Annotated in this window: 23 protein-coding genes and 2 tRNA genes; 19 read left to right on the top strand and 6 right to left on the bottom strand. The window is 68.5% G+C overall.

Features of this window, described 5'->3' with window-relative positions:
- Positions 1-687: 687 nt before the first annotated feature.
- Positions 688-2,334, top strand: coding sequence for a CBM96 family carbohydrate-binding protein (locus RUR_RS32600; RefSeq protein ID WP_283139066.1), 1,647 nt, complete (start codon positions 688-690; stop codon positions 2,332-2,334).
- Positions 2,335-2,529: 195 nt separating this feature from the next.
- Here RUR_RS32600 and RUR_RS32595 read toward each other — a convergent pair whose 3' ends face one another.
- Positions 2,530-3,918: a hypothetical protein gene (locus tag RUR_RS32595; protein WP_283139065.1), complete on the bottom strand. Its 1,389-nt coding sequence runs from the start codon at positions 3,916-3,918 to the stop codon at positions 2,530-2,532.
- A gap of 675 nt (positions 3,919-4,593) precedes the next feature.
- Here RUR_RS32595 and RUR_RS32590 point away from each other — a divergent pair.
- The 13 genes from RUR_RS32590 to RUR_RS32530 all read left to right on the top strand — a co-directional run bounded on the left by RUR_RS32590 (position 4,594) and on the right by RUR_RS32530 (position 12,121).
- The gene (locus RUR_RS32590; RefSeq protein ID WP_283139064.1) at positions 4,594-4,818 is read left to right on the top strand and encodes a hypothetical protein; all 225 of its coding nucleotides are present in this window, start codon (positions 4,594-4,596) and stop codon (positions 4,816-4,818) included.
- Positions 4,819-4,874: 56 nt separating this feature from the next.
- Entirely contained in the window at positions 4,875-5,081 is a 207-nt protein-coding gene (locus tag RUR_RS32585; RefSeq protein ID WP_283139063.1) for a transposase, read from the top strand.
- A 107-nt stretch (positions 5,082-5,188) separates the two neighbouring features.
- Positions 5,189-5,659 (top strand): hypothetical protein, encoded by a 471-nt coding sequence (locus RUR_RS32580; RefSeq protein WP_283139062.1) that lies wholly within the window; start codon positions 5,189-5,191, stop codon positions 5,657-5,659.
- A gap of 99 nt (positions 5,660-5,758) precedes the next feature.
- Positions 5,759-6,184: a hypothetical protein gene (locus RUR_RS32575; protein WP_283139061.1), complete on the top strand. Its 426-nt coding sequence runs from the start codon at positions 5,759-5,761 to the stop codon at positions 6,182-6,184.
- Positions 6,184-6,849: a two-component system response regulator CseB gene (gene cseB / locus RUR_RS32570; protein WP_283139060.1), complete on the top strand. Its 666-nt coding sequence runs from the start codon at positions 6,184-6,186 to the stop codon at positions 6,847-6,849. The genes RUR_RS32575 and cseB overlap by 1 nt, the downstream gene beginning before the upstream one ends.
- The gene (locus RUR_RS32565; protein WP_283139059.1) at positions 6,846-8,048 is read left to right on the top strand and encodes a sensor histidine kinase; all 1,203 of its coding nucleotides are present in this window, start codon (positions 6,846-6,848) and stop codon (positions 8,046-8,048) included. The genes cseB and RUR_RS32565 overlap by 4 nt, the downstream gene beginning before the upstream one ends.
- A gap of 557 nt (positions 8,049-8,605) precedes the next feature.
- Positions 8,606-8,678 (top strand) — tRNA-Thr (locus RUR_RS32560).
- Between the two features lie 160 nt (positions 8,679-8,838).
- Positions 8,839-8,912, top strand: a tRNA-Met gene (locus RUR_RS32555).
- Positions 8,913-8,994: 82 nt separating this feature from the next.
- On the top strand, positions 8,995-9,159 hold the full coding sequence (rpmG, locus tag RUR_RS32550; protein ID WP_101786011.1) for a 50S ribosomal protein L33: 165 nt from the start codon (positions 8,995-8,997) through the stop codon (positions 9,157-9,159).
- A 159-nt stretch (positions 9,160-9,318) separates the two neighbouring features.
- On the top strand, positions 9,319-9,765 hold the full coding sequence (locus tag RUR_RS32545; protein WP_283139058.1) for a MaoC family dehydratase N-terminal domain-containing protein: 447 nt from the start codon (positions 9,319-9,321) through the stop codon (positions 9,763-9,765).
- Between the two features lies 1 nt (position 9,766).
- Entirely contained in the window at positions 9,767-10,195 is a 429-nt protein-coding gene (locus tag RUR_RS32540; protein ID WP_283139057.1) for a MaoC family dehydratase, read from the top strand.
- A 28-nt stretch (positions 10,196-10,223) separates the two neighbouring features.
- Complete coding sequence (locus tag RUR_RS32535) at positions 10,224-11,270, top strand: UDP-N-acetylmuramate dehydrogenase (protein ID WP_283139056.1); 1,047 nt, start codon at positions 10,224-10,226, stop codon at positions 11,268-11,270.
- A gap of 284 nt (positions 11,271-11,554) precedes the next feature.
- The gene (locus RUR_RS32530; RefSeq protein ID WP_283139055.1) at positions 11,555-12,121 is read left to right on the top strand and encodes a TMEM165/GDT1 family protein; all 567 of its coding nucleotides are present in this window, start codon (positions 11,555-11,557) and stop codon (positions 12,119-12,121) included.
- A 375-nt stretch (positions 12,122-12,496) separates the two neighbouring features.
- On the opposite strand, the gene RUR_RS32525 is transcribed toward RUR_RS32530, so the two are convergent.
- Together RUR_RS32525 and RUR_RS32520 are read right to left on the bottom strand one after the other, a co-directional pair.
- Positions 12,497-15,367 carry an ATP-binding protein gene (locus tag RUR_RS32525; RefSeq protein ID WP_283139054.1) on the bottom strand — a complete coding sequence of 957 codons (2,871 nt, stop codon included), beginning with the start codon at positions 15,365-15,367 and terminating at the stop codon, positions 12,497-12,499.
- Between the two features lie 65 nt (positions 15,368-15,432).
- Positions 15,433-15,591, bottom strand: a complete 159-nt coding sequence (locus tag RUR_RS32520) for a hypothetical protein (protein WP_283139053.1) — start codon at positions 15,589-15,591, stop codon at positions 15,433-15,435.
- A 137-nt stretch (positions 15,592-15,728) separates the two neighbouring features.
- Between RUR_RS32520 and RUR_RS32515 the strand changes: the two genes are divergently transcribed.
- From RUR_RS32515 to RUR_RS32495, 5 genes are all read left to right on the top strand, one after another.
- Positions 15,729-16,871, top strand: coding sequence for a hypothetical protein (locus tag RUR_RS32515; protein ID WP_283139052.1), 1,143 nt, complete (start codon positions 15,729-15,731; stop codon positions 16,869-16,871).
- A gap of 85 nt (positions 16,872-16,956) precedes the next feature.
- Entirely contained in the window at positions 16,957-17,901 is a 945-nt protein-coding gene (deoC, locus tag RUR_RS32510) for a deoxyribose-phosphate aldolase (RefSeq protein ID WP_283139051.1), read from the top strand.
- Positions 17,902-17,910: 9 nt separating this feature from the next.
- A complete protein-coding gene (locus RUR_RS32505; RefSeq protein ID WP_283139050.1) occupies positions 17,911-19,353 on the top strand; it encodes an aldehyde dehydrogenase family protein in 1,443 nt (480 codons plus the stop codon).
- Between the two features lie 152 nt (positions 19,354-19,505).
- Complete coding sequence (locus RUR_RS32500) at positions 19,506-20,381, top strand: aldehyde dehydrogenase family protein (RefSeq protein ID WP_283139049.1); 876 nt, start codon at positions 19,506-19,508, stop codon at positions 20,379-20,381.
- A 218-nt stretch (positions 20,382-20,599) separates the two neighbouring features.
- Positions 20,600-21,490 (top strand): LLM class flavin-dependent oxidoreductase, encoded by an 891-nt coding sequence (locus RUR_RS32495; RefSeq protein WP_283139048.1) that lies wholly within the window; start codon positions 20,600-20,602, stop codon positions 21,488-21,490.
- Between the two features lie 267 nt (positions 21,491-21,757).
- On the opposite strand, the gene RUR_RS32490 is transcribed toward RUR_RS32495, so the two are convergent.
- From RUR_RS32490 to plsX, 3 genes are all read right to left on the bottom strand, one after another.
- Complete coding sequence (locus RUR_RS32490) at positions 21,758-23,002, bottom strand: hypothetical protein (protein ID WP_283139047.1); 1,245 nt, start codon at positions 23,000-23,002, stop codon at positions 21,758-21,760.
- Between the two features lie 119 nt (positions 23,003-23,121).
- Positions 23,122-24,849: an arginine--tRNA ligase gene (gene argS, locus RUR_RS32485; protein ID WP_283139046.1), complete on the bottom strand. Its 1,728-nt coding sequence runs from the start codon at positions 24,847-24,849 to the stop codon at positions 23,122-23,124.
- Between the two features lie 76 nt (positions 24,850-24,925).
- The gene (plsX, locus tag RUR_RS32480) at positions 24,926-25,945 is read right to left on the bottom strand and encodes a phosphate acyltransferase PlsX (RefSeq protein ID WP_283139045.1); all 1,020 of its coding nucleotides are present in this window, start codon (positions 25,943-25,945) and stop codon (positions 24,926-24,928) included.
- Positions 25,946-25,948: the final 3 nt, after the last annotated feature.

The raw sequence follows: 25,948 nt of genomic DNA, 5'->3' as shown, positions 1-25,948 counted from the left end.
CCGATTGCCATGAAAACCGCCGAGGTCAGGGCTGCAAGCTTTCTACCTGTATGGATTGTGATACTCGATGCGCGCATGAGCGTCCTCCCTATGTAGCGGTGTCCAGGTGCTGACTGCGAGCAAAATCCCTTGCAGCGAATACCCTTATCCTATTTCGGGAGAGGCCGCTGGCTTTGAATTCTTATACTAGGAGTTTGAGCTCCAACCGAACGAGCGATCTATGGAGCACAGGGGTGACGTCCCCCTCCACGGTCAGGCAGCCGGCGTCCGTGTGGCGATCGGCGTGCTTAGGAATCAGGCCGGAGACATCACCATCGACCTTTGGGGTCGAGCCAGGGTGCGTGGGCGGCGACGCTCGGCGCGACCCGTCGACCCTTTCCGGCGTTCGTCGCGCTACCAATGAGTTTTCCCTGAGAACACCAGTCGGCTAGGCCATGCCCGGGTGGTGAAGATCCTTACAAGTCCGATTCTCTAGTAGCGGATCCGGTCGCGGGACCGTTCCCGGGGTGGCACTTCGGGGCCTGGGCTGCTCAAAACTAGAATATATGATGTGAAGAACCACCTAGCGAGATGATTTATATCCCAACGTGATTATCAACCGGATATTTCACCGCTTGGTAAGTGTGCGGCTCCCTGGTGGGTCATGCTTGGCACCACTCGAAGTCGGCTCAAAATCGTGGAGTGAGGATGACAGGTGCCATAAGGGCCCGAAGAACTCATCTGATCGCGGGTACCGCTGTAATCGCACTCGCCGGTGTGGTGGTGCTCCCGGTCGCAGACGGTGAGGCCAGGGCTCAGCAGGCCGAGGCTGTCGTCAAGGCGGAAGTGACGCAGGATACCTATGTTTCCTCGTACGACCCGGCCAAGGGCAAAGGCGCCGACCAGGTGATCAAGTCCGGACCGTCGCCGGAGAACCGCCTGGGCTTGGTGAAGTTCAACGTGTCCGGCTGGCCGAAAGGCGACGGCTGCGAAGTCGCCGCCAAGCTGCGGCTCTGGCCGGGAAGGCTGCTGAAGTCGAAGGCTCCGGCGCAGACGCTCGCCGGGACCACCTCGGTCCACAAGGTTGGCGGAACCTGGACGGAGAGCACAACCTGGAACCCGGCGGCGAGCCGGCCCAAGCTCGGCCAGGAGATCGGCACCGCCACCGGGCTCGCGGCCGGAACGCCGGTGACCTTCGACGTCGCCGCGGTCGTGCAGGGCGACGGCGAGGTGTCTTTCGCGATCGTGCACCAAGGAACCGCGGAGGAGATCGAGTTCGCCTCCGGCGAGGCCGCCCAGGCCGACCGGCGTCCACAGCTGAAGATCACCTATCAGACCTCTCCGACCTGCGGGGGCGGGGACGACGGCGGTGGAGGCGGCGATGCGGTGATGTGGGGCCTCTACCGGTCGGGCAACGCCGACATCGGCAAATACGAAGGCACCGCGATCAAGAACACCGGCGACCGGGAGCAGTGGACGGTCTCCCGCAAGTTCGACGCGTTCCGTCGCTACTACAGCTTCTCGCAGGTCACCGGGACTTCACCCAAGCAGACGCTCAACTGGTTGAAGCCCCGCGACATCGAACTCGCCCGCGAACGCACCCTGTTCATGGCGATGGAGAACGCCTGCTACGGCGAATGCCCCACCACCTTCAACGGCGTCCGCCTGCCGGCCCCCGTGTCGTTCACCGGCTCGAACGTCCCCACCGACTTCCAGGGCAAGTGGTGGCATCCCAAGGATGTGGCCTCCGGTGGCCTAGACCCCCTGCTGAAGGCCGCCGCCCAGAAGGTCAAGTCCTTCCCCGGCCGGGTCATGCTCGACATCTCCGGCGAGATCGACAGCCAGACCGAGTGGATGGGCGACACCGCGCAGCGCCGGGAATGGCTCGCCGGCTACAAGGCGATGTGGCAGCACATCCACCGCCTTTTCGCCCGGGAAGGCGTGACGAACGTCACGTGGAACCTCGTCGTCGGTGGATTCGCGCGGGACAACAAGATTTACACCGAGTCCTACCCGGGTGACGCGTACGTCGACTGGATCTCCTGGGACCCGTACGACAACAGCTGCCGGAAGGGCTCCGCCTTCGGGACCTTCAACACCTTCTACGCCAAGCTGGAGAACGGGCTCCTTCCCGGGGGAAGCAACAACAAGTACGGGATCATGGAGTACGGCTTCGGCGCCGCCTGCCAGGAGACGTATCTGAAGAACATGGCCGCCGACCTCAAGCGGCTGCCCAAGATCAGGGCCGTCCTCTACTTCGACCGCGGCAACATGCCGTACACCCTCAGCGCCGCAGGCTGGAAGGCTTTCGGCCAGTCCGGCACCGACGCCTACTTCAAGGCCGCGAGCCGGTAACAGGCGCCTACTCCGTCTCCACAGCCCACGAGGGATCGGATCCTTCAAGGCCCAAGAGGGATCGGAAGGCGCGCTAGCAGACCGGGCACCTACGACCTTTCGCCCAATCGGCCCTTGACCGGCGACGATGCGGTCAAGGGCCGATTCCATGCTCCGGTACGGCTACCGCGGCCTTCCCTATCGGCCAATCCGTGATCAGCTTCGGGTGAGCACCCGGGTGATGCTGGCGATCACCGCGGTGGCGAACAGCCACCCCAGCACGATCATGGTCGCGGCCACCCACTGCGCCAGGCCCTGATGCTTGAAGGCGCTCTCCTGCCCGAGATTGATGATCGGCAACAGCACATCGGCCGCGTACAGGACCGGCTGGTAGTGCGGGTGCTCGCCCGCCTTGATCGGCATCGGCCGGTTCATCGCGAAGTACACGCTGCCCAGCAGCCACAGTGCCAGCATCCACAATGCGCCCCGCCCAGGCCGGTATCCGTACCCGACCAGCCCGTCGAGCGCATACCCCCAGAATCGTGCATACAGCGGCCGCGACCGACGATGATGCCGCTGCTTCGCAAGCAGCACCCGCCGAGCCTCCTCGTCATGCCCCTGCCGCCGGTAGTAGGCCGCCAACTGCTCGTACGGCTGCGCCAGGTACTCATCCCCACCCCGCCGCAACCACCGCAACCGCTTCTTGGCAGGCAGATCCGGTTCAAGATCGTCATACACGAGTTCATTCAAATAGAGCTCGGTCGGCCAGGAAGCGGGGCTGTCGAACAGGGTCCCGACCCGCATGCTGTTGAGGTCGACGCTCCCCTTGGTGGCAAAGCCCTCTGTCAGCCACAACGATCCGGCTTCAGCCTCACCACAGCGCAGAGCGGATCCGCCGGGGTTGGTCAGGTGCGCGCTGCTGAAGCCGAGTTGGCCGGTGATGCGGGCGCCCAGGAGACCGATTTCGCCTTCCGCTCTGAACCCCTCTTGACAGTACATGTCGCCTTCGACGGTGAGTCCGTCGGCGTTGAGGGCCGACCCGCCGGGGTTGGTCAGGTGGGCGCTGCTGAGGTCGAGTTGGCTGGTGATGCGGGCGCCCGGCAGACGGATTTCACCTGCGGCCTTGAACCCTTCCCGGCAGTACATGTCGCCTTCGACGGTGAGTCCGTCGGCGTTGAGGGCCGACCCGCCGGGGTTGGTCAGGTGGGCGCTGCTGAGGTCGAGTTGGCCGGTGATGCGGGCGCCCAGGAGACCGATTTCGCCTTCCGCTCTGAACCCCTCTTGACAGTACATGTCGCCTTCGACGGTGAGTCCGTCGGCGTTGAGGGCCGACCCGCCGGGGTTGGTCAGGTGGGCGCTGCTGAGGCCGAGTTGGCCGGTGATGCGGGCACGGGCTAGGTCGATGTTTTGTGCCCGGCAGCCGTGCAGCCCGAGATGACCTTCGATCCTCGCGTCGTTTGCTTCAAGTCCGGGAAAAGTGCTTTCGCGGAGGTTCACTGTGCGAGTGGCTGACCAATCCAGGACTATCGGATGCTCAAACCAGCAATTGACCAGCCAGCAGGGATATTTCACGGTTGCTTGGGCGAGATTGAGTTCGTCGGTCACCCCGGCGCCTACCAGATGTAGCCCAGCCACTCGTCCGGGAGTCGGCTGTACATCGGATAGCAGGAGAGCCATGATGACCTCGGCTCTGACTCGTCGTTTGGCTCTCCAATCGCCACCTCGTTGCGGATCGTCCTGTTCCGGATCCCCGGTCCGCAGATCGACCACTTCGCCCCGGGGGAACGCCTCGCACACTCGGCGTTCTGTTTGTGACAGTTTTCCGATTTCCCAGCCAGGGATGAACGACGAACCATCCGACATGACGTCATTCTCAGTGAATCGACGAAAAAGAATTAGATCGACTTGATTACGGTTATGTTCGAGGCGTCAACGGTGTCCGCTGGGGATGTCTCCGGCTGGGCTCGCAAGCCATGGGTCGGCTGGGCTGACGCCAGGTGAGAGGTAATCCCGGCTGTGCCCGTACAGGACTCTTTATCCAGGTCAGGGCCGCCGATCGAATCGGGACGGCTAATCGATCGGGTCCTCTGCGGGCCGTGCCGTCATCGCCGGAGATCGTTCCGGTGTCGACGGCGACGATGCCGTACCCGGTGGTCGGCTCTTGGGCAGGAGACGGTTCCCGATAGGTGATCTTCTGTGCCCGGGCCGGTGCGCGGATCGCCATGCCGGGTGGTTGAGGCGGAGCCCGGGGTGGGGGGCAGATGTGCCAGCATCGGGGCTGTGGGTACTGATCCGGAGCGGGCGCGGGAAGCGATCATTGAAGAGATCATGGACGCGCTGGCGTTCGGGGTCCTCGGGCAGCAGGCTGAGACGTATGTCATCGAGCGGCGTCCGGACGGGTCGATGGTGGCCGGCTTCCAGATGGCGGGGCAGGACTACGAGATCTCGATATCGAGCCGGGCGGCCCGACAGGAAGACGGCAAACCAACCGATGAGGTGAAATAGCGACACTCGGCGTGCCTAACCAGGAAAAATCCGATCAACGGTTAGCCTGGCACACCATGTGGGTTGGGCCGGACGGTATAGAGATCAAACCGGTGGCGGGCCGTGCCGCGCTCCGGGTGCTCCGGTACGGCAGGGTCCTGGCCGACTGTACGAATGTGGACCAGATCCGCACCTTCGTCGATCTGGCAGACCTCTGTGAGGTCGTCTCGCTGAGCGAGTGGCGGGCGCGGCGGGAGTCCCGCCTGCGGGAGTTCTCCTCCTAAACATGTTCAAACCGCGCTGACCTCGATGGGCGGCTGTTACAAAGCCGCCGGACCATCGAGGGGAAGGCGGTTTAGTTTTCCTCGTGGAGCAAACACGGGGAGGAACAATGAAGAAGCACACAGTGATCGGCGTTCTCGCGCTCGCCGTTTTCAGCGCCACGGGCTGCCAGGTTGAGGCGACGTCGGCGACGCCCCGGAACGAGACGCCCGCCGCGGAGCCGGCCCGGACTCCGGCCCTTCAGGCGATGCGGGCCGGCCAGGTCTATGTCTTCAACTTCTGGAAGAACGAGCGGGGGGCGACGCATACGCAGCCGAAGGGCTTGGTCGTCTCCGAGTTCACGACGCTCAACGATGTGGTCTGGAGCGAGTGGGGTTCGGATCGGGCGGTGGCGAAGGGCCTGGTGAGTGGCGTCTGGTGTCTGCCCGGCTGCTTGGACGACCCGTATTCGGCCACGGTGACCCTGTCGCAGCCGGTTTCGGTGAAAGGCCGCTTCTACTACAGCCGGTACAAGATCGACACCCGGCTCCCGGCCGGCGTCACCACCAACGATCTCGAAGGGCCGCTGCAGACACCGTGATGAGGTCGGCGTGGCCCCACGTGGGGGCTGGGGCCACGCTGACCGGACCACTCATGGCCGGATGGTTGTATGAGGTGACAAAGCGTGACGAGGAGGGTCGTGAAGCGTGCTGTGATCGCGCTCGCCGGATTGCTGCTGGCCGGATGCGGTGATGCGAGCGGGATTCGGGTCGAGGGCCCCGCCCCCAGTCCGCCGAAGCAGATCGGCCCGGTCTACGTCAACGCCTATCTGGGTCATCCGCTGCAGCGGCCCAAGGGTTTCGCGCTCACCGAATTCACCTCGATCGGCAAATTGCGGTGGAACTCGTGGGGAGGGGAGACGGCAGTAGGGGTAGGACAAATCAGTGGGAGCTGGTGCATTCCAGGCTGTCAGGAACGCGGTATTCCGGCCACGATCACGTTGAGCCAGATCACCTGGCGTGAGCGGGTCGGGTACTACAGCCGATTCACGCTTGACGCACCGAGCCTTCCCAAAGACGCCGACCCCGATCTGCAGAACTCTGCGCTTTTCGTTCCGGAGAGCTGATGACCCGCATACTCCTGGTCGAGGACGACCCGGTGATCCGTGAGGCGACCCAGATGGCCTTGGAGCGGTACGGCCTGCGGGTGCGGACCGCAGCCGACGGCCTCGATGGGCTCGAGGCTTTTCGCGAGGAAAGACCGGATGTGGCGGTCCTCGATGTGATGCTTCCCCATCTGGATGGGGTCAGCCTGACCCGGAGGCTTCGCGAGGAGAGCCAGCTCCCGATTCTCCTGATCTCCGCCCGCTCCGACCCGATCGACGTGGTCAACGGGCTGGAGGCGGGCGCCGACGACTACGTCACCAAGCCCTTCGACACCTCGGTCCTCCTCGCGCGCATCCGCGCGGTCGTCCGCCGGGCCACGCCCGTACCGGCCGACGAGCACTCCGTACTCGCCTTCGGGGACCTGAGGGTGGACACCGGCGCGATGGAGGTACGGCTCGCGGGCGCCACGCTCGCGCTCACCCCCACCGAGCTGAAACTGCTTCTGGAGTTCGCCTCGGCGCCGGGGATCGTCCTGACCCGGGAGAGCCTGCTGCACCGGGTGTGGGACTACGCGTTCGACGGGGACACCCGGGTGGTGGACGTCCACGTGCAGCGGCTCCGCGCCAAGGTCGGGAAGGAACGGATCAAGACCGTCCGCGGCTTCGGCTACAAGCTGAGGCGGTGAGATCCGTGGGGTTGCGGGCGCGGATCGCGCTCTCCATGGTCGGCCTTGCACTGCTCGGGGTGACCGTGCTCGGCCTGCTCGTCCACACCCGGGTGGCCGGGGCGCAGCTGCACGAGGCCAGGGCCGCCCTGGACCGGCGGTTGGTCGAGACGGTTCACGCCGATCTGCAGGGCCAGGCCACGGAGCTGTCCGACGCCGGACTGCCGGCACCGCTGCGGGCCGAGGTGGTCAAGGGAGGCAGCAGGCTGACCTATCTGGACGGGTCCACACTCTGGGCGGCGACCAAGGTCGGGGACCGGGTGGTGGCGCTCTCCCGCCCGTACGCGCCGGAGCGGGCGGCGCTCGCCGATCTCGACCAGGCGCTGATCTGGTCCGGCGTCGTCGCGGCGGCGCTCGCGTCGCTGGCCGGGTTCGCGATCGCGACCGGCCTCAGTCGCAGGATCCGGCGGGCGGCGGGTACGGCGACCCGCGTGGCGGCCGGTGACCTCGCGGCCCGGGTGGGTCGTTCCGGACGTGACGAGGTCGCCCTGCTGGGCCGTGCCCTGGACCGGATGGCCGACTCCCTGCAGGCGCGGCTGGAGGCCGAGCGCAGGGTGACCGCGGACATCGCCCACGAGCTGCGTACCCCGGTGACCGGTCTGGTGACGGCGGCGGAGCTGCTGCCCCCGGGCAGGCCGTCGGAGCTGGTCCGGGACCGGGTCGCGGTGCTGCGGCGCCTGGTGGAGGACGTGATCGAGGTGGCCCGGCTGGACACCGCGACCGAATCCGCGGACGTCTCCGAGTTCCGGCTCGGGGTGCTGGCCCGGCGCGTGGCCGGTGACGGTCCCGGCGAGGTCAGGGTGATCGAGGATGCGGTGGTGGCCACCGATCGGCGCAGGGTCGAGCGCGTCCTGGGCAATCTCCTCGCCAACGCGCGACGCCACGGAGCCGAGCCGGTCGAGGTGGTGGTGGAGGGGGCGCGGGTCACGGTCCGGGACCACGGCCGGGGCTTCTCCCCGGAGCTGCTGGCCGACGGCCCGCAGCGGTTCCGTACGGGTGCCCGCGAGCGGGGCAGTGGCACCGGTCTCGGCCTCACGATCGCGCTGGGTCAGGCCCGGGTGCTCGGCGCGACCCTGTCCCTTTCGAACGCCGAGGACGGCGGAGCCCTGGCGACTTTGGATCTCTCCGCGTCCGCCGTGTCGGCCGACGAACTCCAGTGATTTCCGACTTGTCGGGTCATCCGTTCGGCGAGGGTCCCACCCACCTGGACGAAGTGCAGTGTGTCGTACGGGCTGAGCCCGTCCCTTCGGCTGGTCTGTGGTGATCGCAAGGTCGGCCCGTAAGCCCGGCTTTCGGGTGATCGCCGGGATCGGCCCGGCCCTGTGCCCCGGCATCGGGTGATCGTTGCGCTGTCCGCACCCGCCGGGGTGCACACACCGCAACGATCATCTGTATCCCGTGTCGGTCACCGCGCCCCGGGTCGGGGGTGGTCGCCGGGATCGGCCCGGCCCTGTGCCCCGGCATCGGGTGATCGTTGCGCTGTCCGCACCCGCCGGGGTGCACACACCGCAACGATCACCCCGAACCTCGCGCCGATCACCGCCACCGCCGGCGGGGGTACGGGCCGGCGGATGCGTTTTGCCGGACCGGAGTGGGCCGTATTCGGCGATGACCTGCGGCGATGTTCCGGCTCGGCGGGGATCGGGGGGCGGGGTACGATTGATTTCGTCAAGAGCGTCAGATCCGTGTATGCTCGCGGTGCGCGCTGATGAAGCCCGCCCCCTTAGCTCAGTCGGCAGAGCGTCTCCATGGTAAGGAGAAGGTCTACGGTTCGATTCCGTAAGGGGGCTCGCCCATAGATCCCGGTTCACACCTTGTGACCGGGATTCGTTGGTTGTTAGAGGTTGCCCGTTGGGCATACTTGTGGCGTGACCGGTCCGGGAAAACCTGGTGCGTGGCACCTCCCCGGGTCCGGTATCCTTGCGTGGCCGGTTGTTTATGGCCGTGCATGGCGGAGTAGCTCAGTCAGGCAGAGCAAGCGGCTCATAATCGCTGTGTCGCCGGTTCAAGTCCGGCCTCCGCTACCGCCCTAACCGGGTCGCCCAGATCATCTGGGTGACCGGTCTGGGTTTGTCCACTGTCCCAAACGTAGAAAGGCACTCCCACGTGGCTGCCACCGACGTTAGGCCGAAGATCACGCTGGCCTGCCAGGAGTGCAAGCACCGCAACTACATCACGCGGAAGAACCGGCGCAACGACCCGGACCGGCTTGAGCTGAAGAAGTACTGCCCGAACTGCCGGACGCACCGGGCGCACCGCGAGACCCGCTAAGCGAGCACGAGCTCGCCGCACGCGCTCCCCGCTGCGGGGAAGCCGTTCGGCGAGCTGCGGCCTGGGGTCCGCGTCGCCGAGGTGATGAGCGTCGGCCACTTCCCGTTCTGTTACCGTCGGCTCGTCACCTCTGTGATTCGCAAAGGAGCACGGGCATCGATGGCACTCAACCGTGAGTTCGTGGGGCGGTCGTCTCCCCCGTCCGACCCCTACGAGGTCAGCCGGGTCAAGATCAGGGAGTTCGCCACCGCGATCGGCGACCCCAACCCGATCTATGTCGACCGGAAGGCCGCCGAGGCCGCCGGCCACCCCGATGTCGTCGCGCCTCCCACGTTTCCCATCGTCTTCGGCATGGTGGGCGGATCCGACTTCCTGGCGAACCCCGAGCTCGGGCTGAACTACGCCATGGTGGTCCACGGCGAGCAGCGGTTCGAGTACAACCGCCCGATCTACGCCGGTGACGTCCTCACCTTCGTCACGACCATCACCGGGATCCGCAGCCTCGGCAAGAACGAGCTGCTCACCGTCGAGACCGAGGTCAAGGCCCTGGACGGCGAACACGTCTGCACGTCGTACAACACGCTCGTCGAGCGCGGGGGAGCCTGAGATGGCGGCAACGATCAAGTACGACGAGGTCCAGGTCGGCCAGGAGATCCCCCCGGTCGAGTACCCGGTCCGCCGGGTCGACCTGGTGAGGTACGCCGGCGCCTCCGGGGATTTCAACGTCATCCACTGGAACGAGCGCGTCGCCAAGTCGGTGGGTCTTCCCGACGTGATCGCGCACGGCATGTTCACCATGGCGCAGGCCGGCCGTTTCGTCACCGACTGGGCCGGTGACCCCGGCGCCGTCGTCTCGTACGGCGTGCGCTTCTCCTCGATGGTGGTCGTCCCCGACGACGACAAGGGCGCTGTGATCACGGTGAGCGGCAAGGTCGAGTCCAAACTCGACGACAACCAGGTGGTCGTCGCTCTGACGGCGACGGCGGGGGAGTCCCGGGTGCTTTCCCGGGCCCGCGCCACGGTCAGGCTGGCGTAGCCGCCGCACGGCGGCTCGGGGGAGCGAGATGGTTGTCGGTTCTGAGGGCGTACGGCTGGCGCCGTACACCACGCTGCGGCTTGGCGGTCCGGCCGGTCGGTTCGTCGAGGTCGCCGCGGAGGCCGAGCTCGTCGCGGCGGTCGCCCACGCCGACCGGGAGGGCGAGCCGGTGCTCGTGCTCGGCGGCGGGAGCAACGTCGTCGTCTCCGACGCGGGGTTCCCCGGCACCGTGGTCCGGGTCGCGAGCCGTGGGGTCGAGTTCGGCCGGGACGGCGATCGGGTGCTCGTCACCGCCCAGGCGGGGGAGGATTGGGACGCGCTGGTGTCCCGCTGCGTCGAAGAGGGGCTCTCCGGTCTGGAGTGCCTTTCCGGTATCCCCGGTCTGGTCGGCGCGACCCCGGTGCAGAACGTCGGCGCGTACGGGCAGGAGATCGCCCAGACGGTCGCCTCCGTCCGGGTGTTCGACCGGCGTTCCGGGGAGATCATCATCATGTCCGGGACGGAGTGCGGATTCTCCTACCGCCACAGCATCTTTAAAGCGGATAAAGACCGATATGTCGTGTTGGCGGTGGGCTACTCCTTGACCCGTTCCGCGGAGTCGGGTCCCCTCCGCTACCAGGAGCTGGCCACCCTGCTCGGGGTAGCGGCCGACGACCGGGTGCCGCTCGGCGCCGCGCGCTCCGCCGTACTCTCCCTCCGTCGGGGCAAAGGGATGGTCCTGGACGAAACCGACCCCGACACCCGGAGCGTCGGCTCGTTCTTCACCAACCCCGTCCTCACCCCGCCCCAGGCCGCCGAGCTGGAGCTGCGAGCCCCGGGCTTCCCCCGCTGGCCCGCCGGGGAAGGCGTCAAGGTGCCCGCCGCCTGGTTGATCGAGCAGGCGGGCTACCCCAAGGGGTACAGCCGTGGGCGGGCCCGCATCTCCGGCAAACATCCCCTGGCGCTGACCAATCCCCACGGTGAGGCGACGGCGGCTGAGCTGCTGGAGCTGGCGCGTGAGGTCCGCGACGGGGTGGCGGAGAAGTTCGGGGTCCGCCTGATCAACGAGCCGGTGCTCATCGGCATGGAACTGTGATCGGGGCAAAAGCAACCGGGGCGTCCATACCCCATCGGCATGGCCGGTGGATGTCCGGCTCCGAATCGGCAGGGTAGAGTGAAGTCACCCGAGGGGGAGTAGTCCCAATCGTGTGATCGACATGCTGGCGCGTTTCGCGCCCGGTCACGCGGGCCCGTGTCACACGGGCGGACGAGACCTTCGGCCTGGTAGGCATTGACATATGCTGCCGGGCCGAAGCGTTGAGTCCGGCAAGGACGTCGCTCCAGGTCCGTCAGCTTGGACGAAAGAGCTGGTGCACCCACGTGGAAGCCTTCCTCCTCAGTCTCGGCGTCATCTTCGTGGCCGAGCTGGGCGACAAGAGCCAGCTGATGGCTCTCACCTTCGCCACCCGATTCCGGACCGTCACGGTCCTCGCCGGAATCACCATCGCCACCTTGGTGGTCCACGCGTTCAGTGTGCTCGCCGGCGGGCTGCTCGGTGCGGCGATCCCCGCCGAGCCGGTCTCGATCCTCGCCGGCCTGGCGTTTCTCGGCTTCGCCGCCTGGACGTTGCGCGGTGACACGCTCGACAGCGACGAGCAGAGCAAGGCGGCGCGGGCCACCGGTTCGGCCCTGGTCGCGGTGACGGTCGCGTTCTTCCTCGCCGAACTCGGCGACAAGACCATGCTGGCCACGGTCACCTTGGCGACCAAGGAGGAGTGGTTCGGCACCTGGCTGGGGTCCACGGTGGGCATGGTCGCCGCGGACGCGCTCGCGATCGTCGTCGGACGTCAGCTGGGCAAGCGCCTGCCGGAGCGGATCGTCAAGTACGGCGCCGCGGCCAGTTTCGTGATCTTCGGTGTGATCCTCATCCTCCAGGGCGTGCTCTAGAGCGTGCGGTACGGGCTGCGCCCGTCCGGCCGAGAGGGCTTTCGGCGCCGGCCCGGCCACCCGTTGCCAGGTGATCGCTGTGTTGTGTGCACCTTCCGGGGGTCACGTATCACATGGATCATCCGGCGTGAGGTATGGGCGGTGTACTTCCGGGGTCTTACCGGGCGCGCCCCCTCAGTGATCGTTTTGCCCGGACGCCCGGTATCAGGTCATCGGTGCGGACCTCGTGGCGGGTGGGCACCGCAACGATCATCCCGAGCGCGTGGGGCCGTGGCCGCCCGAATCCCGATACAAGGTTCAGGTCTTGCGCGCGAAATGTCGTAAGGCGGGTTGCGCCGGAGTCGGCGCGAGATCAGGCGCAGCCCGTACCCGGCGCTACGGGAGGCTGGGGAGGCCGATACGGTGGGCGGCGGCCGCGGCTTCGCCGCGGGTGGAGACGTTGAGCTTGGCGAGGATGTTGGAGACGTGCACGCTCGCGGTCTTGGCGGAGATGAACAGCTCGCCCGCGATCTCCTTGTTGCTCCGGCCTTCGGCGACCAGCCGGAGGACTTCCAGTTCCCTGGGGGTCAGCGGGTATCGCTCGACCGGCTGTGCGGCGCCGTTGAGCGAGACGCCGACGCGGCGGGCCAGCTCGGCGGCCTCCTGCGCCAGCGGGCGGGCACCGAGCCTGCTCGCGATCTCGTGCGCGGTGCGCAACCGCACGTCGAGCCCGTCGCGGGCTCCCGCGCTCGCGGCCTGAGCTGCGGCTTGGACGAGTGCCTGGGCCTGGTCGAACGGACGGTTGATCTTCGCCCAGGCCGCGGCCGCCTGGTCGAACCTCTCTCGGTACACCAGGTTGTAGGCCTGGTCGACCGGTCCCTTGGCAGGGGTCAGCGCGGCGACCTCGTCGGCTTGGCGTCGTACGGCACGCGCCTGGTCCGTCTGGGGGCCCGCCAGGTCACAGGCGGCCTTGATCTGAATGAGGAGCCGCCAGCCCAGTCTGATCGCGCGGAGACCGCCCCCGTGGGTGAGAATCCGCTCCGCGACGTCGAGTGCCTCGGTGTACTCACGCCGGATCACGTGGAGGGCGATGAGCAGCCTCGCCTGATGCCGGTTGGAGGGGGAATGGGTGTCTGGGGAGATCAACCCGTCGGCGACTATTCGTTCCGCCGTCTCGATGTCTCCCCGGCTAACCGCGATGTCCCCTCGGATCTCCAGCAGGTAGCCGCGATGTTGCCGTACCGGGGCGGAATCCAGCGCCGCCTCGATGACCGCGACGGCCTCGTCCCAGAGGCCCAGCGCCTCCAGTGCTTCGGCGTGGTTGGCGGCGATGAAGGTCCCGTGGACGCGGTGCCGCCCGTATTTCTTCGCCAGGGACATGCCCTCTTCGGCGATCTTTATCGCCTCTTTGGCCCGGCCCAGCTGGATCAGCGAGTCGGCGGAGTTTCCGATCGCCCGAAGGATCATCCGGCCTGAGCCGACGCGTTCGGCGGTGACCTGGGACTGCAGGGTCACCGCGAGCGACGCCTCGTGGTCGCCTTGGACCGTCAGCACAAGCGCCCGATTGCTCAGCAGGTCGTTCTCCAGTTCGACGTCGCCAAGCTCCCGGGCGATTGCCAACGCCTCCTCGTTGAGCGCCTGCCCTTCCTCGATGTCACCCCGAATGATGAGGAACGCGGTGAGATGACTGAGGACGACGGCCCGGGTCTCCCCCGGATGAGGGACGAGCTGTTCCGCCCGGCGCAGGTCGGCGAGCTCTTCGGCCTTTTTCCCCCGGTGGCTTTTTAGGTTGGCCCGGCGTACCAGCAGGAGGGCGACCCGCTCGGGTTCGACGGTCTCGTCCAGCTCACCGAGCGCGCCTTTGATGAAGGCCAGCCCGCGGTCCACTTCGCCGCTCGTGTGCGCGGCGACGGAGGCCATCTCCAGGACCCTCGTATGCCCGACGCCGGTGCGTTCGGCGGCGTCGGGCACCCTTTCCCAGAGTTCAAGCACCCGTTGGAGCAGTTTCATCTGCTCGGTGTGGGCGAGCGCTTTGGCGGCTTTCCCGGCGGCTTGCCAGGCGGCGGTGAGGGCACGGGGGCAGTCGTGCGCGGCGTGCCAGTGGTGGGCGATGTCGATGGCCGCCCGGCCGACCTGGACGAGGGAGCGGTCTTTCTCGATCTCCTCGGCGAACCGGCTGTGGATCCGGACGTGCTCCCCGGGGAGGAGGTCGCCGTGGAGCGCCTCCCGCATCAGGGCGTGGCGGAACGCGTACCCGTCGGCGTCGACGACCAGGACGTTGGCGGTGACCGCGGGGCGGAGCGCCTCTTCGAGGTCGCCGTCGGCGAGGCCGGTCACGGCGGCGAGCAGGGCGTGGCTGAGCCGTCCGCTCGCGGTGGAGACGACCCGGAGCACCCGCTGGGTCTCGTCGGGGAACTTCTCCATCGAGTCGATGATGAGGTCGTGGAGGGAGGCCGGCAGGGTGTGGTCACCGCCGTCTTCCACCAGGGCCTCGACGAAGAGGGGGATGCCCTCGCTCCGGCCGTAGATCGTTTCGGTCAGGCGGGACTCGGGCGGGTGACCGAGGATGCCGGCGATCTGAGCGCCGACCTCGCTCTGGGTGAGCCGCGGCAGGTCCAGGCGGCGTACGGAGCCGAGGCGGGCGAGCTCGGCGAGGACGGGCCGCAGAGGGTGGGTGCGGTGCAGCTCGTCGGAGCGGAAGGTCACCGCGATCAAGGTCCGGGTCGAGCCGAGGTTGCGGGCGAGGAAGGCGATGAGGTCCCGGCTGGACCGGTCGGCCCAGTGCGCGTCCTCCAGGACGAGCAGGAGCGGCCGCTGCTCGGCGAGGCGTTCCAGCAGCATCAGCAGGTGCTCGAAGAGCCGGGAACGCACGGCGTCGGGGTCGCTGTCCTGGGCGGGCTTCCCGAACTCGGGGAGGAGCCGGGCCAGGTCGCGGTCGGCGCCCTCGGGAAGGAGCGCGGCCACCTCGGCGGCTCCGGTCTCCCGGACCAGCTGGCGGAGCGCGGCGGTGAAGGGGGCGTAGGCCAGGCCTTCGGTGGACAGCTCCACACAGCCGCCGATGAGGACTCGGGCGCCGGACGCCCCCGCCTGTTCGGCGAATCTTGTGATCAACCGGGTCTTACCGGCTCCCGCCTCACCCCCGATGAGAACGGTCGCGGCGGTCTTCTGTTCGAATGCTTGGTGGCCGGCGTCCGCAAGTGCGGTGAGCTCCGTCTCCCGTCCGACGAAGACGGGGCTCACCATACGTCCCATCATGTCGTCCAGCATGTCACGCCTTTCCCCCGGTTCTCGCCCCTATTTCTCCGCGGAGTAAAAGGTTGGCGAGGATGGATTTAGGCGAGATGTGTACGACGGAGGGTGCTCCACAGCCGGCTGTGCGGCTTCTTGGCGTCCTGGTTCACGGAGTCGCGGGCCAGGCGGTACTCCTCGGCCTCACGGATCAGGCTGCTCAGTCGGTCCTGTTGGATCCGGTAGTGCATTTCCGGTGTCATTTTCGGTCCCCTTCAGGTGTTCTTGACTACCTAAAGCTTCGTTCTAAGGACATCGATCACACATCGGGCAGATGCCTTATCTGTGCGGGTAGGTTGGGCTAATACCGCGTCTAAGCAGGGATAAGAGGGGGCTAGGTATGTCGCGGCTCCGGGGCTTCGCCCTCCTTGCAGTGGCCGCCGTAATCACCGGATGCGGTGAGGTCCGTACCGCCGACCGGTCACCCGCCGACACGCGAGCGGGCTCGGTCACCTCGGTGACGGCACCGGTGAGCCCACCGGGGTGGCACCTCGTCCACCGGGAACCGATCGAAGGCGGCGGAGAGATGATCGACGTCGTCGCCGGGGGCCGGCACAACGCGTGGATCACCACCGCCAACGGCCGGCCGCTGCGCCGGGACGGTACGGCGTGGCGCCCCGGTCCGCTCCCGCCCGGCCAGGTGGTCGCACCCGACCTCCTCCGCTACACACCGGGCGGCGACCTCTGGGGATTCTCCTCCGCGGGTGCCTGGCGGTGGCACCGCGATCGGTGGACGGCGCACGACTACAAGCCGGACCGGGAGGAGTACGTGGTCGACGCCGCCGTACTCGGCACCCGCGACGTCTGGCTGACCACCACCAAGGCGCTCCGGCACTGGGACGGGCGCCGCTGGCGGACCGTGGCCGCGCCCGCCCCGGTAAACCTGTTCGCCGGGACGGCGGGCGACGACCTCTGGGCCGTGAGCGGACCGGGCTACCACGGCTCGGGCGACCAGAGGTCGACGCAGCCGACCATGTGGCACTGGAACGGGAAGACGTGGACGCGGGTGCCGTCGCCCGCCGTACCGCTCGCGGAATCCGCCGGGAACCGGCGGGTGGTGGCCGAGGTGAACGACGTCGTGGCGCTGGCCGAGGACGACGTGTGGGCCGTCGGCGCGGTCACCGAGAACGTCTGCTGCGACGAGTGGAAGTCCCATCGGGCGATCGTGCTGCACTGGGACGGGAAGTCCTGGCGGCTCGTGGAGACCGGCGCCGGTCCGGTGGAGCTGCGCAAGGTGGCCCCGGACGGCTCCGGCGGGATCTGGATCACCGCGCAGCCGGCCGGCCGCTCCGCGTTCCTCCTCCATCACGCCAAGGGGCGGTGGACCCGGCACGGGATGCCCATGCGGCCGGGGGAGCCGGAGATCGAGCTCAAAGGGATCGCGAACGTCCCGGGCACCAAGCGGATGTGGGCGGTCGCCGAGACCGTCCCGCCCGGCGCCGGGGCGTATCAGGGTCTGATCTTCGGCTACCGCACGCCCTGAGTTGGCGTTAGTTGACGAAACGGCGGGGGTCGGCTCGGCCGGTGCTGGTTTGGTAAGAGCACTCCTGGTCGGCGATGCTGTGAGGGTGTCAACGACCACTTCGCTCGTGGACGTCGCCTCATCGGAGGCCGCGTTGCGCGCTTTCCTGCACGGACTGCCCGGAGTCGACCAGGTCGGCGCCGACCAGCGTGCCGCCATGCTCGCGACCCGATCCATCAAGACCACGGCGAAGCGCCAGGCGATCGACCTCGCCGTCTCCATGGTCGACTTGACCACGCTGGAGGGTGCCGACACCCCGGGCAAGGTCCGGGCGCTCTGCGTCAAGGCCCGCCACCCGGACGTCGCCCAGCCGGACGTCCCCCGGGTGGCGGCGGTCTGCGTCTATCCCGATCTGGTGGCGGAGGCGGTCACGGCGCTGCGGGGGAGCGGGGTGAAGGTCGCCTCGGTGGCGACCGCCTTCCCCAGCGGGCGTGCCACGCTCGACGTCAAGGTGGCCGACACCGTCCACGCGGTCGCCGAAGGCGCGGACGAGATCGACATGGTGATCGATCGCGGAGCCTTCCTGTCCGGCCGGTACGGCAAGGTCCACGACGAGATCGTCGCGGTGAAGGCCGCCTGCGGCGACGCGCATCTGAAGGTCATCTTGGAGACCGGGGAGCTCGCGACCTACGACAACGTACGGCGGGCCTCCTGGCTCTCGATGCTGGCGGGGGCCGACTTCATCAAGACCTCCACGGGCAAGGTCTCGCCCGCGTCGACCCTCCCGGTGACGTTGATCATGCTGGAGGCGGTACGGGACTTCGCCGCGGCGACGGGCCGCAAGGTCGGGGTCAAGTCCGCGGGCGGGATCCGCACCGCGAAGGACGCGATCAAATACCTGGTCCTGGTCAACGAGACGGCCGGTCCGGACTGGCTCGACCCCGGGCTCTACCGGCTGGGCGCGTCCAGCCTCCTCAACGACCTGCTGATGCAGCGGCAGAAGATGGCCACCGGTCATTACGCCGGGCCCGACTATTTCACCCTCGACTAGGAGCGTGCGATGACAGACGCCTTGTTTGAGTACGCTCCGGCGCCGGAGTCCCGCGACCTCGTCGACATCAGATCCTCCTACGGGCTCTTCATCGGCGGCGAGTGGGTGGATTCGCTCGGTGACGAACGGGGCAAGTCAATCAACCCGGCCACCGAGGAGGTCCTCGCCGAGATCGCCTACGCCGGTCAGCCCGACGTGGACCGGGCGGTGGACGCGGCGCGGAAGGCCTACGACTCGGTCTGGTCGCGGATGCCGGGGAGCGAACGGGCGAAGTACCTCTTCCGTATCGCCCGCGTCATCCAGGAGCGGGCCCGCGAGCTCGCCGTGCTGGAGTCGATCGACAACGGCAAACCGATCCGCGAGTCCCGCGACATCGATCTCCCGCTCGTCGCGGCGCACTTCTTCTACTACGCGGGCTGGGCCGACAAGCTGGGTTACGCCGGGTTCGGCCCGGAGCCGCGGCCGCTCGGGGTCGCCGCCCAGGTCATCCCGTGGAACTTTCCGCTGCTCATGCTGGCGTGGAAGATCGCACCGGCGCTCGCCTGCGGCAACACGGTCGTGCTCAAGCCCGCGGAGACGACCCCGCTGACGGCGCTGCTCTTCGCCGAGATCTGCCGGCAGGCCGATCTGCCGCCCGGCGTGGTCAACATCGTGACGGGCGCCGGGGGGACGGGCCAGGCGCTGGTGACCCATCCCGGGGTCGACAAGGTCGCCTTCACCGGCTCCACCGAGGTGGGCCGCCTGATCGCCCGCGGTGTCGCCGGCACCCGCAAGCGCCTCACCCTGGAGCTGGGCGGGAAGGCCGCCAACATCGTCTTCGAGGACGCCCCGATCGACCAGGCCGTGGAAGGCATCGTCAACGGGATCTTCTTCAACCAGGGCCACGTGTGCTGCGCGGGTTCCCGGCTGCTGGTGCAGGAGTCGGTCGAGGCGGAGCTGCTGGCGGCGCTGAAGCGCCGGTTGGGCACGCTGCGCCTGGGCGACCCGCTGGACAAGAACACCGACATCGGGGCGATCAACTCGTCGGCTCAGCTGGAGAAGATCAGGTCGCTCTCCGCCGAGGGCGAGGCCGAGGGCGCGGCCCGGTGGTCTCCGCCCTGCGTCCTGCCGGACCGGGGTTTCTGGTTCCCGCCCACGCTTTTCACCGGGGTTTCGCAGTCGCATCGGATCGCCCGAGAGGAGATCTTCGGCCCGGTGCTCTCCGTGCTCACCTTCCGGACCCCCGCGGAGGCGGTGGAGAAGGCGAACAACACGCCGTACGGGCTTTCCGCCGGGGTTTGGACGGAGAAGGGGTCTCGCATCCTCTGGATGGCGGCCAGGCTCCGCGCCGGGGTCGTCTGGGCGAACACCTTCAACCGGTTCGATCCGGCCTCGCCGTTCGGCGGATACAAGGAGTCCGGGTACGGCCGGGAGGGCGGCCGGCACGGCTTGGAGGCCTATCTTGAGGTCTGACCGCCGGTGTGGGCGCCGGAGCATTTCCTGGGCGAACTGCTGGGTTCCGGAAAAGCGCCCGATCCGCGTAGCCCGTACCCGATTGCCGGGGGTGGCCCGCTGCCGCATACGACGCATGTCGCAGATTGTGATTATTCGGAAGGGTACGGGCGATGAGTGAGCGTCTGGCGGTGCGCAAGACATACAAACTGTTCATCGGCGGGGCTTTCCCCCGTTCCGAGAGTGGAAGGTCCTATGTCGTGACCTCCGCGAAGGGCGACTTCATCGCCAACGCCGCCAGGGCCTCCCGCAAGGACGCCCGGGACGCGGTGGTCGCGGCCCGTAAGGCGTTCGGCCGCTGGTCCGGCGCCACGCCGTACAACCGGGGCCAGATCCTGTATCGGATCGCCGAGATGCTGGAGGGCCGCCGGTCCGAGTTCGCCGACGAGTTCGAAGGGACGGTACGGCGGACTCGCGGCAAAGACGGCAAGGACGCGGCGAAGCGGGCGAGCGACGAGGTGGACGCCGCGATCGACCGGCTCGTCTGGTACGCGGGCTGGTCCGACAAGATCGCCGCGGTGCACGGTTCGGCCAATCCGATCGCGGGCCCGTACTTCAACTTCTCCCAGCCCGAACCGGCCGGTGTGGTCGCCGTGCTCGGCCCCACCTCACTGCTCGGCCTGATTTCGACCGTCGCCCCGGTCGTGGTGACCGGCAACACCTGCGTGGTCGTCTGCGAGCGGGCTCCCCTGGCGGCGATCACGCTCGCCGAGGTGCTCGCGGTCTCCGACCTGCCCGGCGGGGTGGTGAACATCCTCACCGGCCACCTGGCCGAGCTGGCGCCCTGGCTCGCCTCGCACATGGATGTGAACGGGATCGACCTCACCGGCGCCGACGAGCGGCTCGCCGCCGAGTGCGAGGTCGCCGCGGCCGGGAACCTCAAGCGGGTGCTGCGGCCGGGACAGGACGACTGGTCGGCCGATCCGGGCGTCGGCCGGATGACCGCGTTCCTGGAGACCAAGACCGTCTGGCACCCGATCGGCGTCTGACCCGGCACGAGGTGGCCGCGGATCGGGCTGGGACGGCTGGGTCCGCGGCTACCCCTGGCGCCGGGAATCGGGTCGGGGTATAACCCGCTGTGGGGTTCTGCCGGATGATCGCGCCGGGCCGTCCGGGCCCGCGCGGTCGGCGTGGCCGACCACGACGTGAGTGACCGCCGAACACTTCGATCGGGAAGAAGGTTGCTATGGGGAATGTTGCCTCGGGTATGAATGACTCTGGTCGTCCGGTTGAATTCGGATATTTCCTCGTCCCGAACGCGGCGGATCCGCTGCTCGACACGGCCCGGACGGCAGACCGTCTCGGCCTTGACCTGATCGGCGTTCAAGACCACCCCTACCAGCGGCGCCATATCGACACCTGGACGCTGCTCAGTATGATCGCCGCGACCACGGAGCGGATCCGGGTCTTCCCCGACGTGGCGAACCTGCCGCTGCGCAGCCCGGCCGTCCTCGCCAAGTCCGCGGCGACCCTGGACCTGCTCAGCGGGGGCCGGGTGGAGCTGGGACTCGGCGCCGGGGCGTTCTGGGATGCGATCGAGGCGTACGGCGGACCACGGCGCGCACCGGGCGAGGCGGTGTCGGCGCTGGAGGAGGCCATCGCCGTCATCCGCCTGATCTGGAGCGGCGAACGCAACCTCAAGTTCGACGGCGACCACTACCGGCTGGCCGGAGCGCAAGGCGGGCCCGAACCCGCCCATCCCATCGGGATCTGGCTCGGAGCCGTGGGTCCGCGGATGCTCAAGGTCACCGGCGCCCTCGCCGACGGCTGGGTTCCCTCGTCGTCGTGGGCGACCCCCGACCGGCTGCCCGTGTTTCACGCGGCCATCGACGAGGCGGCGGAGGCGGCCGGTCGCTCCCCGGCCGACATCCGGAGGATCTACAACGTCAACGGCACCGTCACCGACGGGGCGAGCGAGGGCTTCCTGCACGGACCCGCGGATCAGTGGGCCGACGAGCTGACCGACCTGGCGGTCGGGTACGGCATGGACACCTTCGTGTTCTGGGGGGAGGGCGACCCGGACGTCCAGCTCCGACGCTTCGCCGAGGAGGTGGTCCCGCTGACCCGGGAACGCATCGCCGCCGAGCGGGCTTCCTGACGGTTCCGTACGGCCTGTCGCCGGTGATCGTTGTGCTATGCGCACCCGGAAAGGCGCGCACACCACAACGATCACGGGTTCAGACGGCTCGGGGCCCCCGCTTGAGGAGGAGCTTGATCGCCGCGAGGTCTTCCTCGGCCTGCCCGCGATGGAGCCTGGAATCCATCGCCGCCGAGCGGGCTTCCTGACGGTTCCGTACGGCCTGTCGCCGGTGATCGTTGTGCTGTGCGCACCCGGAAAGGCGCGCACACCACAACGATCACGGGTTCAGACGGCTCGGGGCCCCCGCTTGAGGAGGAGCTTGATCGCCGCGAGGTCTTCCTCGGCCTGCCCGCGATGGAGTCCGGACTCCACGAGATGGGCACGGAAGTGCTCGGCGGCCTCGGTCGCCCGCTTGCCCAGGCGCAGGACTCGCCGAGCGGCCCGCTCGGTCGCCTCCCGGTGCCGGACACCGTGGTGCCAGAGGAAGAACGAGCTCACCGCGGCCAACGCGAGCCCGCCGCCGACGAGCAGCCACTCCTGGAACGGGAGCGCGATCAAGGCGCAGATCAGCCCGAGCGTGATGTAGATCCAGTCGAGGCGGCGGGCCCCCACCACCGCGGACCGGGGTACGTCGAGGAGGATCCTGCGCTCCGCCTCCGCCAGGGTGCCGGCGACCGGGCCGTCCTGACGCAGACCGATCCGGTGTCCGTCGACTCGGACGGCGATCTCCTCAGGCGGCGGCGCACCCGCGATCTGGGCGAGACGCTCGGCCCCGCTGCGCAGCGCGGGCGCGGCGACGTGCAGCGCCACCACGGCGAGCCGGGGATCGGCGCCCGGCCTGAGGTCGTCGGCGAGCAGGGTGTGCAGCGTCCCCACCGAGATTTCGGGTTCGTCGTCGATCAACGCCTGCAGCGGGTCGGCTCCGGGGCGGCCCGGAGGCTCGCCCCCCACATCGGTGATCTCTTCGCATCTCTTCCGCAGCGCGGCGAGGCGTTTCGCGGCGGTGCCCGGTTCGGCGAGGGCGGGGACGTCGGTCAGCGCCGGGGGCAGCGGGACGGTTTCCACCGGCGGGATCAGGGCGTCCAGCCACGGCTCGGAGTCGGACGGGGAGACCGCCCCGAGCCGGCGAAGCACGAAGATCTGCCCGGCGGGACCGTAGGCGCCCTGGGCCGCGCTGATCCAGATGGCGCGCTGCTCACGGGTGACCGCCGGGTCGGCGGGGAGCCCGCCGAAGGCCGTACCGAGCCAGGAGGCGTGTACCCGGTCCCCTTTGCCGCAGGCCGCGAGCACCAGGCAGAGGAAGAGAGCGGTTCTGCGCTCGTCCCGGCGACCGGCTACGGCCAGGGGCGCAGCCGGGTCCTCACCGCGGACCACCGAGACGACCGCCTCCACCGCAGGCCCGAGCCAGTGGCCCGGGATGTCCGGCAGATCGACGGGCTGGGCACTGCTCGGATTCGCGATGAGCGAGGCGAGTACGGCCGAGACGCGGAGGCGTAACTCCGCGATGTCGTCTGAAGTGGTCAGTTTCATGCGCGGATCGGGCCGCTCCTTCCAAAGGCTGCGCTTAGCCTATCCAGGCTTAACCGCTCCACTTCCGAAATGACGCGCGTTCACTCCCACACGTGTCGGTGTGGGAGTGAACGGTGGTTCTACATGCGTTCCGGGATCGGTACCCCGAGCAGCCCGAGGCCGGTCTCCAGGACGCCGAGCGTGAGCGCCGTGAGCGCCAGGCGGGAGGAGAGCACCGGCTCCGGTGTGTTCAGGACCTGACATTTCTCGTAGAAGGCGGTGTACGCGCTGGCCGTCTCGTACAGGTAGGCGCAGAGCCGGTGCGGTTCGGAGGTCTCGCCCACCTGCCGTACGGTCGCGCCGAAGCCGAGCAGCTGGAGCGCGAGCGCCCGCTCGGTCGGGTCGCCGATCTCAATGGTCCCGCGCGCCTGCTCGGGGTCGAGCCCGCCCTTGCGGAAGATGGACCTGATCCGGGTTGTGGCGTACTGCAGGTACGGGCCGGTGTCGCCGGTGAGCGCGAGCATCCGGTCGAAGTCGAAGACGTACTCGCTGTCGTGGCTGACCGAGAGGTCGGCGTACTTGACGGCGCCCATGCCGACGGTCCGCGCGATCTTCTCCCGGTCGGCTTCGCCGAAGTCCCGATCGGCGATGACCGCCGAGGCGCGTTCGACCGCCTCGTCCAGCAGCGCGCTCAGCTGCACGCTCTCACCGGAGCGGGTGCGGAACTTGCGCCCGTCCGCGCCGAGCACCATGCCGATCTTGATGTGTTCGGCGGAGGCCGCGTCGGTGAGCCAACCGGCCTGCCTCGCCGCAGCGAAAATCATCTGGAAGTGGAGTGCCTGGTCGGCCCCGACCACGTAGAGCATTCGGTCGGCCTTGAGGTCGCGGACCCGGTAACGCACGGCCGTCATGTCCGTCGTCGCGTAGCCGTACCCGCCGTCGCTCTTGCGGATGATCAGGGGCAGCGGCTGGTCGTCCCGGCCGGTGAAGCCCGGCGGGAAGACGCAGAGGGCGCCCTCGCTCATCGTCGCCACCCCGAGGCGTTCCAGCTCGGCGCAGGTCTCGTCCAGCATCGCGTTGTACATGCTCTCGCCGGCGAGGTCGGCGTCGGTGAGGGTGACGCCGAGCTGCCCGTAGACCCGGTTGAAGTACTTGACGGTCTCGTCGATGAACTTCTGCCAGAGCCGCAGGCTCTCCGGATCCCCGCCCTGGAGCAGCGGAACCCGGCGGCGGGAGCGCTCGGCGAAGACCGGGTCGGCGTCGAACTTGGCCCGGGCCTCCTGGTAGAAGGCGTTGCCCTCACCCGCGGCCAGGCGGGCGAGCGTGCTCTTCTCGCCGAGGTCGAGGAGGTGCTCGATGAGCATGCCGAACTGGGTGCCCCAGTCCCCGATGTGGTTCTGCCTGATCACCCGGTCGCCCAGGCGTTCGTGCACCCGGGCCAGGCAGTCGCCGACGATCGTGGTGCGCAGGTGGCCGACGTGCATCTCCTTGGCCGCGTTGGGCGCGGAGTAGTCGACGACCACGGTCTCGGCCGGGGTGTTCGGCTCGATCCCCAGCTCGGGGTCGGTCAGCTGCCGCAGCGCGTGCGCGGCGATCCAGTCGTCGCGCAGCGTGAGATTGACGAACCCCGGTCCGCTGATCTCGATGCTCGCGCAGACGTCCTCGGCCTTGATCGCGTCCACCAGCGCCTGCGCCACGTCCCGCGGGCTTCGTCGCACCCGCTTGGCCAGGCTCAGCGCCACGTTCGACTGGTAGTCGGCGAACTGCGACGGCCGGATCAGCGGGTCTGCGTCGGCGTACTCGGATCCGAACGCGGAGCCCAGCGCCTGCTGGACACGCTCGGCGAGCACAAGCTGCGGATCGAACATAAGCCAAGCGTACCGGCACATCCTATGGTGATCATGCAGTAACCGATCATTTACGTGATGAGCGCGCGACGCCGCGCTACCAGAGGCGGTGATGAGCCCGAGGGGTGGCCGTGATCCGCTCCAGGATCCGCTCGTCGACGAGGGCCTGGGCGAGCAGGCAGGCGGAGGCGATCCCCTTGGCCCGGGAGCGGCCGTGCGCGATCACCACGGTGCCGTTCAGCCCGAGCAGTACGGCGCCGCCGTGCGTCTCCGGGTCCATCCGCTGATAGAGCTCCCTCAGCCGTCTGCGCTGCAGCGCCGCGCCGAACCGGGCCAGGGCGCTCTCGTCGATCGACTCCCGGAGCTCGGCGAGGGCGTAGCGGACGGCGCCCTCGATCGTCTTCAGGACCACGTTGCCGGTGAAGCCGTCGGTCACGATCACGTCGACCTTGCCGGAGAGCACGTCGTCGCCCTCCACGTTGCCGGTGAAGTCGATCGGGGCGGCGGCCAGCAGCTCGTGCGCCCGCCGTACCAGCTTGTTCCCCTTCACCGCCTCCTCCCCGATGGTGAGCAGCCCCACCCGGGGCCGTTCCACCGCGAACGCGGCCTGGGCGTAGGCCACCCCGAGATGGGCGAACTGCACGAGCATCTCCGGTTTGGCGTCCGCGTTCGCCCCGGCGTCCAGCAGGACGGTACGCCCAGGCCGGGTCGGGAGCACGACGGCGATCGCCGGTCTGAGCACCCCGTGCAGGCCGCGCAGGCGCAGCCGCCCGGTCGCCACCACCCCGCCGGTGGAACCGGCGGAGACCACCGCCCCGGCGTCGCCCCGGCGTACCAGATGGCAGGCGACCGCGATGCTCGACCGGGGCCGGCGCAGGCTGGCCAGGGCGCCCTCGTCCATCGCGAGCACCTCCTCGGAGCGGACGATCGGGATCTCCCCGGTGGCGTCGTGCCGGGCCAGCAGCGGGTGGATCCGATTCGGCGTCCCGACGAGCACCACGGAGAGACCGTGGTCGCGTACGGCCGAGACGGCGCCGGCCACGACCTCGTCGGGGGCGTGGTCCCCACCCATGGCGTCCACGGCGATGGGCAGCCGTCGTGACGTGGGCTCAGGCAACGG

The organism is Rhizohabitans arisaemae (assembly GCF_025996515.1).
Taxonomy (GTDB): domain Bacteria; phylum Actinomycetota; class Actinomycetes; order Streptosporangiales; family Streptosporangiaceae; genus Rhizohabitans; species Rhizohabitans arisaemae.
This window is presented reverse-complemented; position numbering and strand designations above follow the sequence as displayed.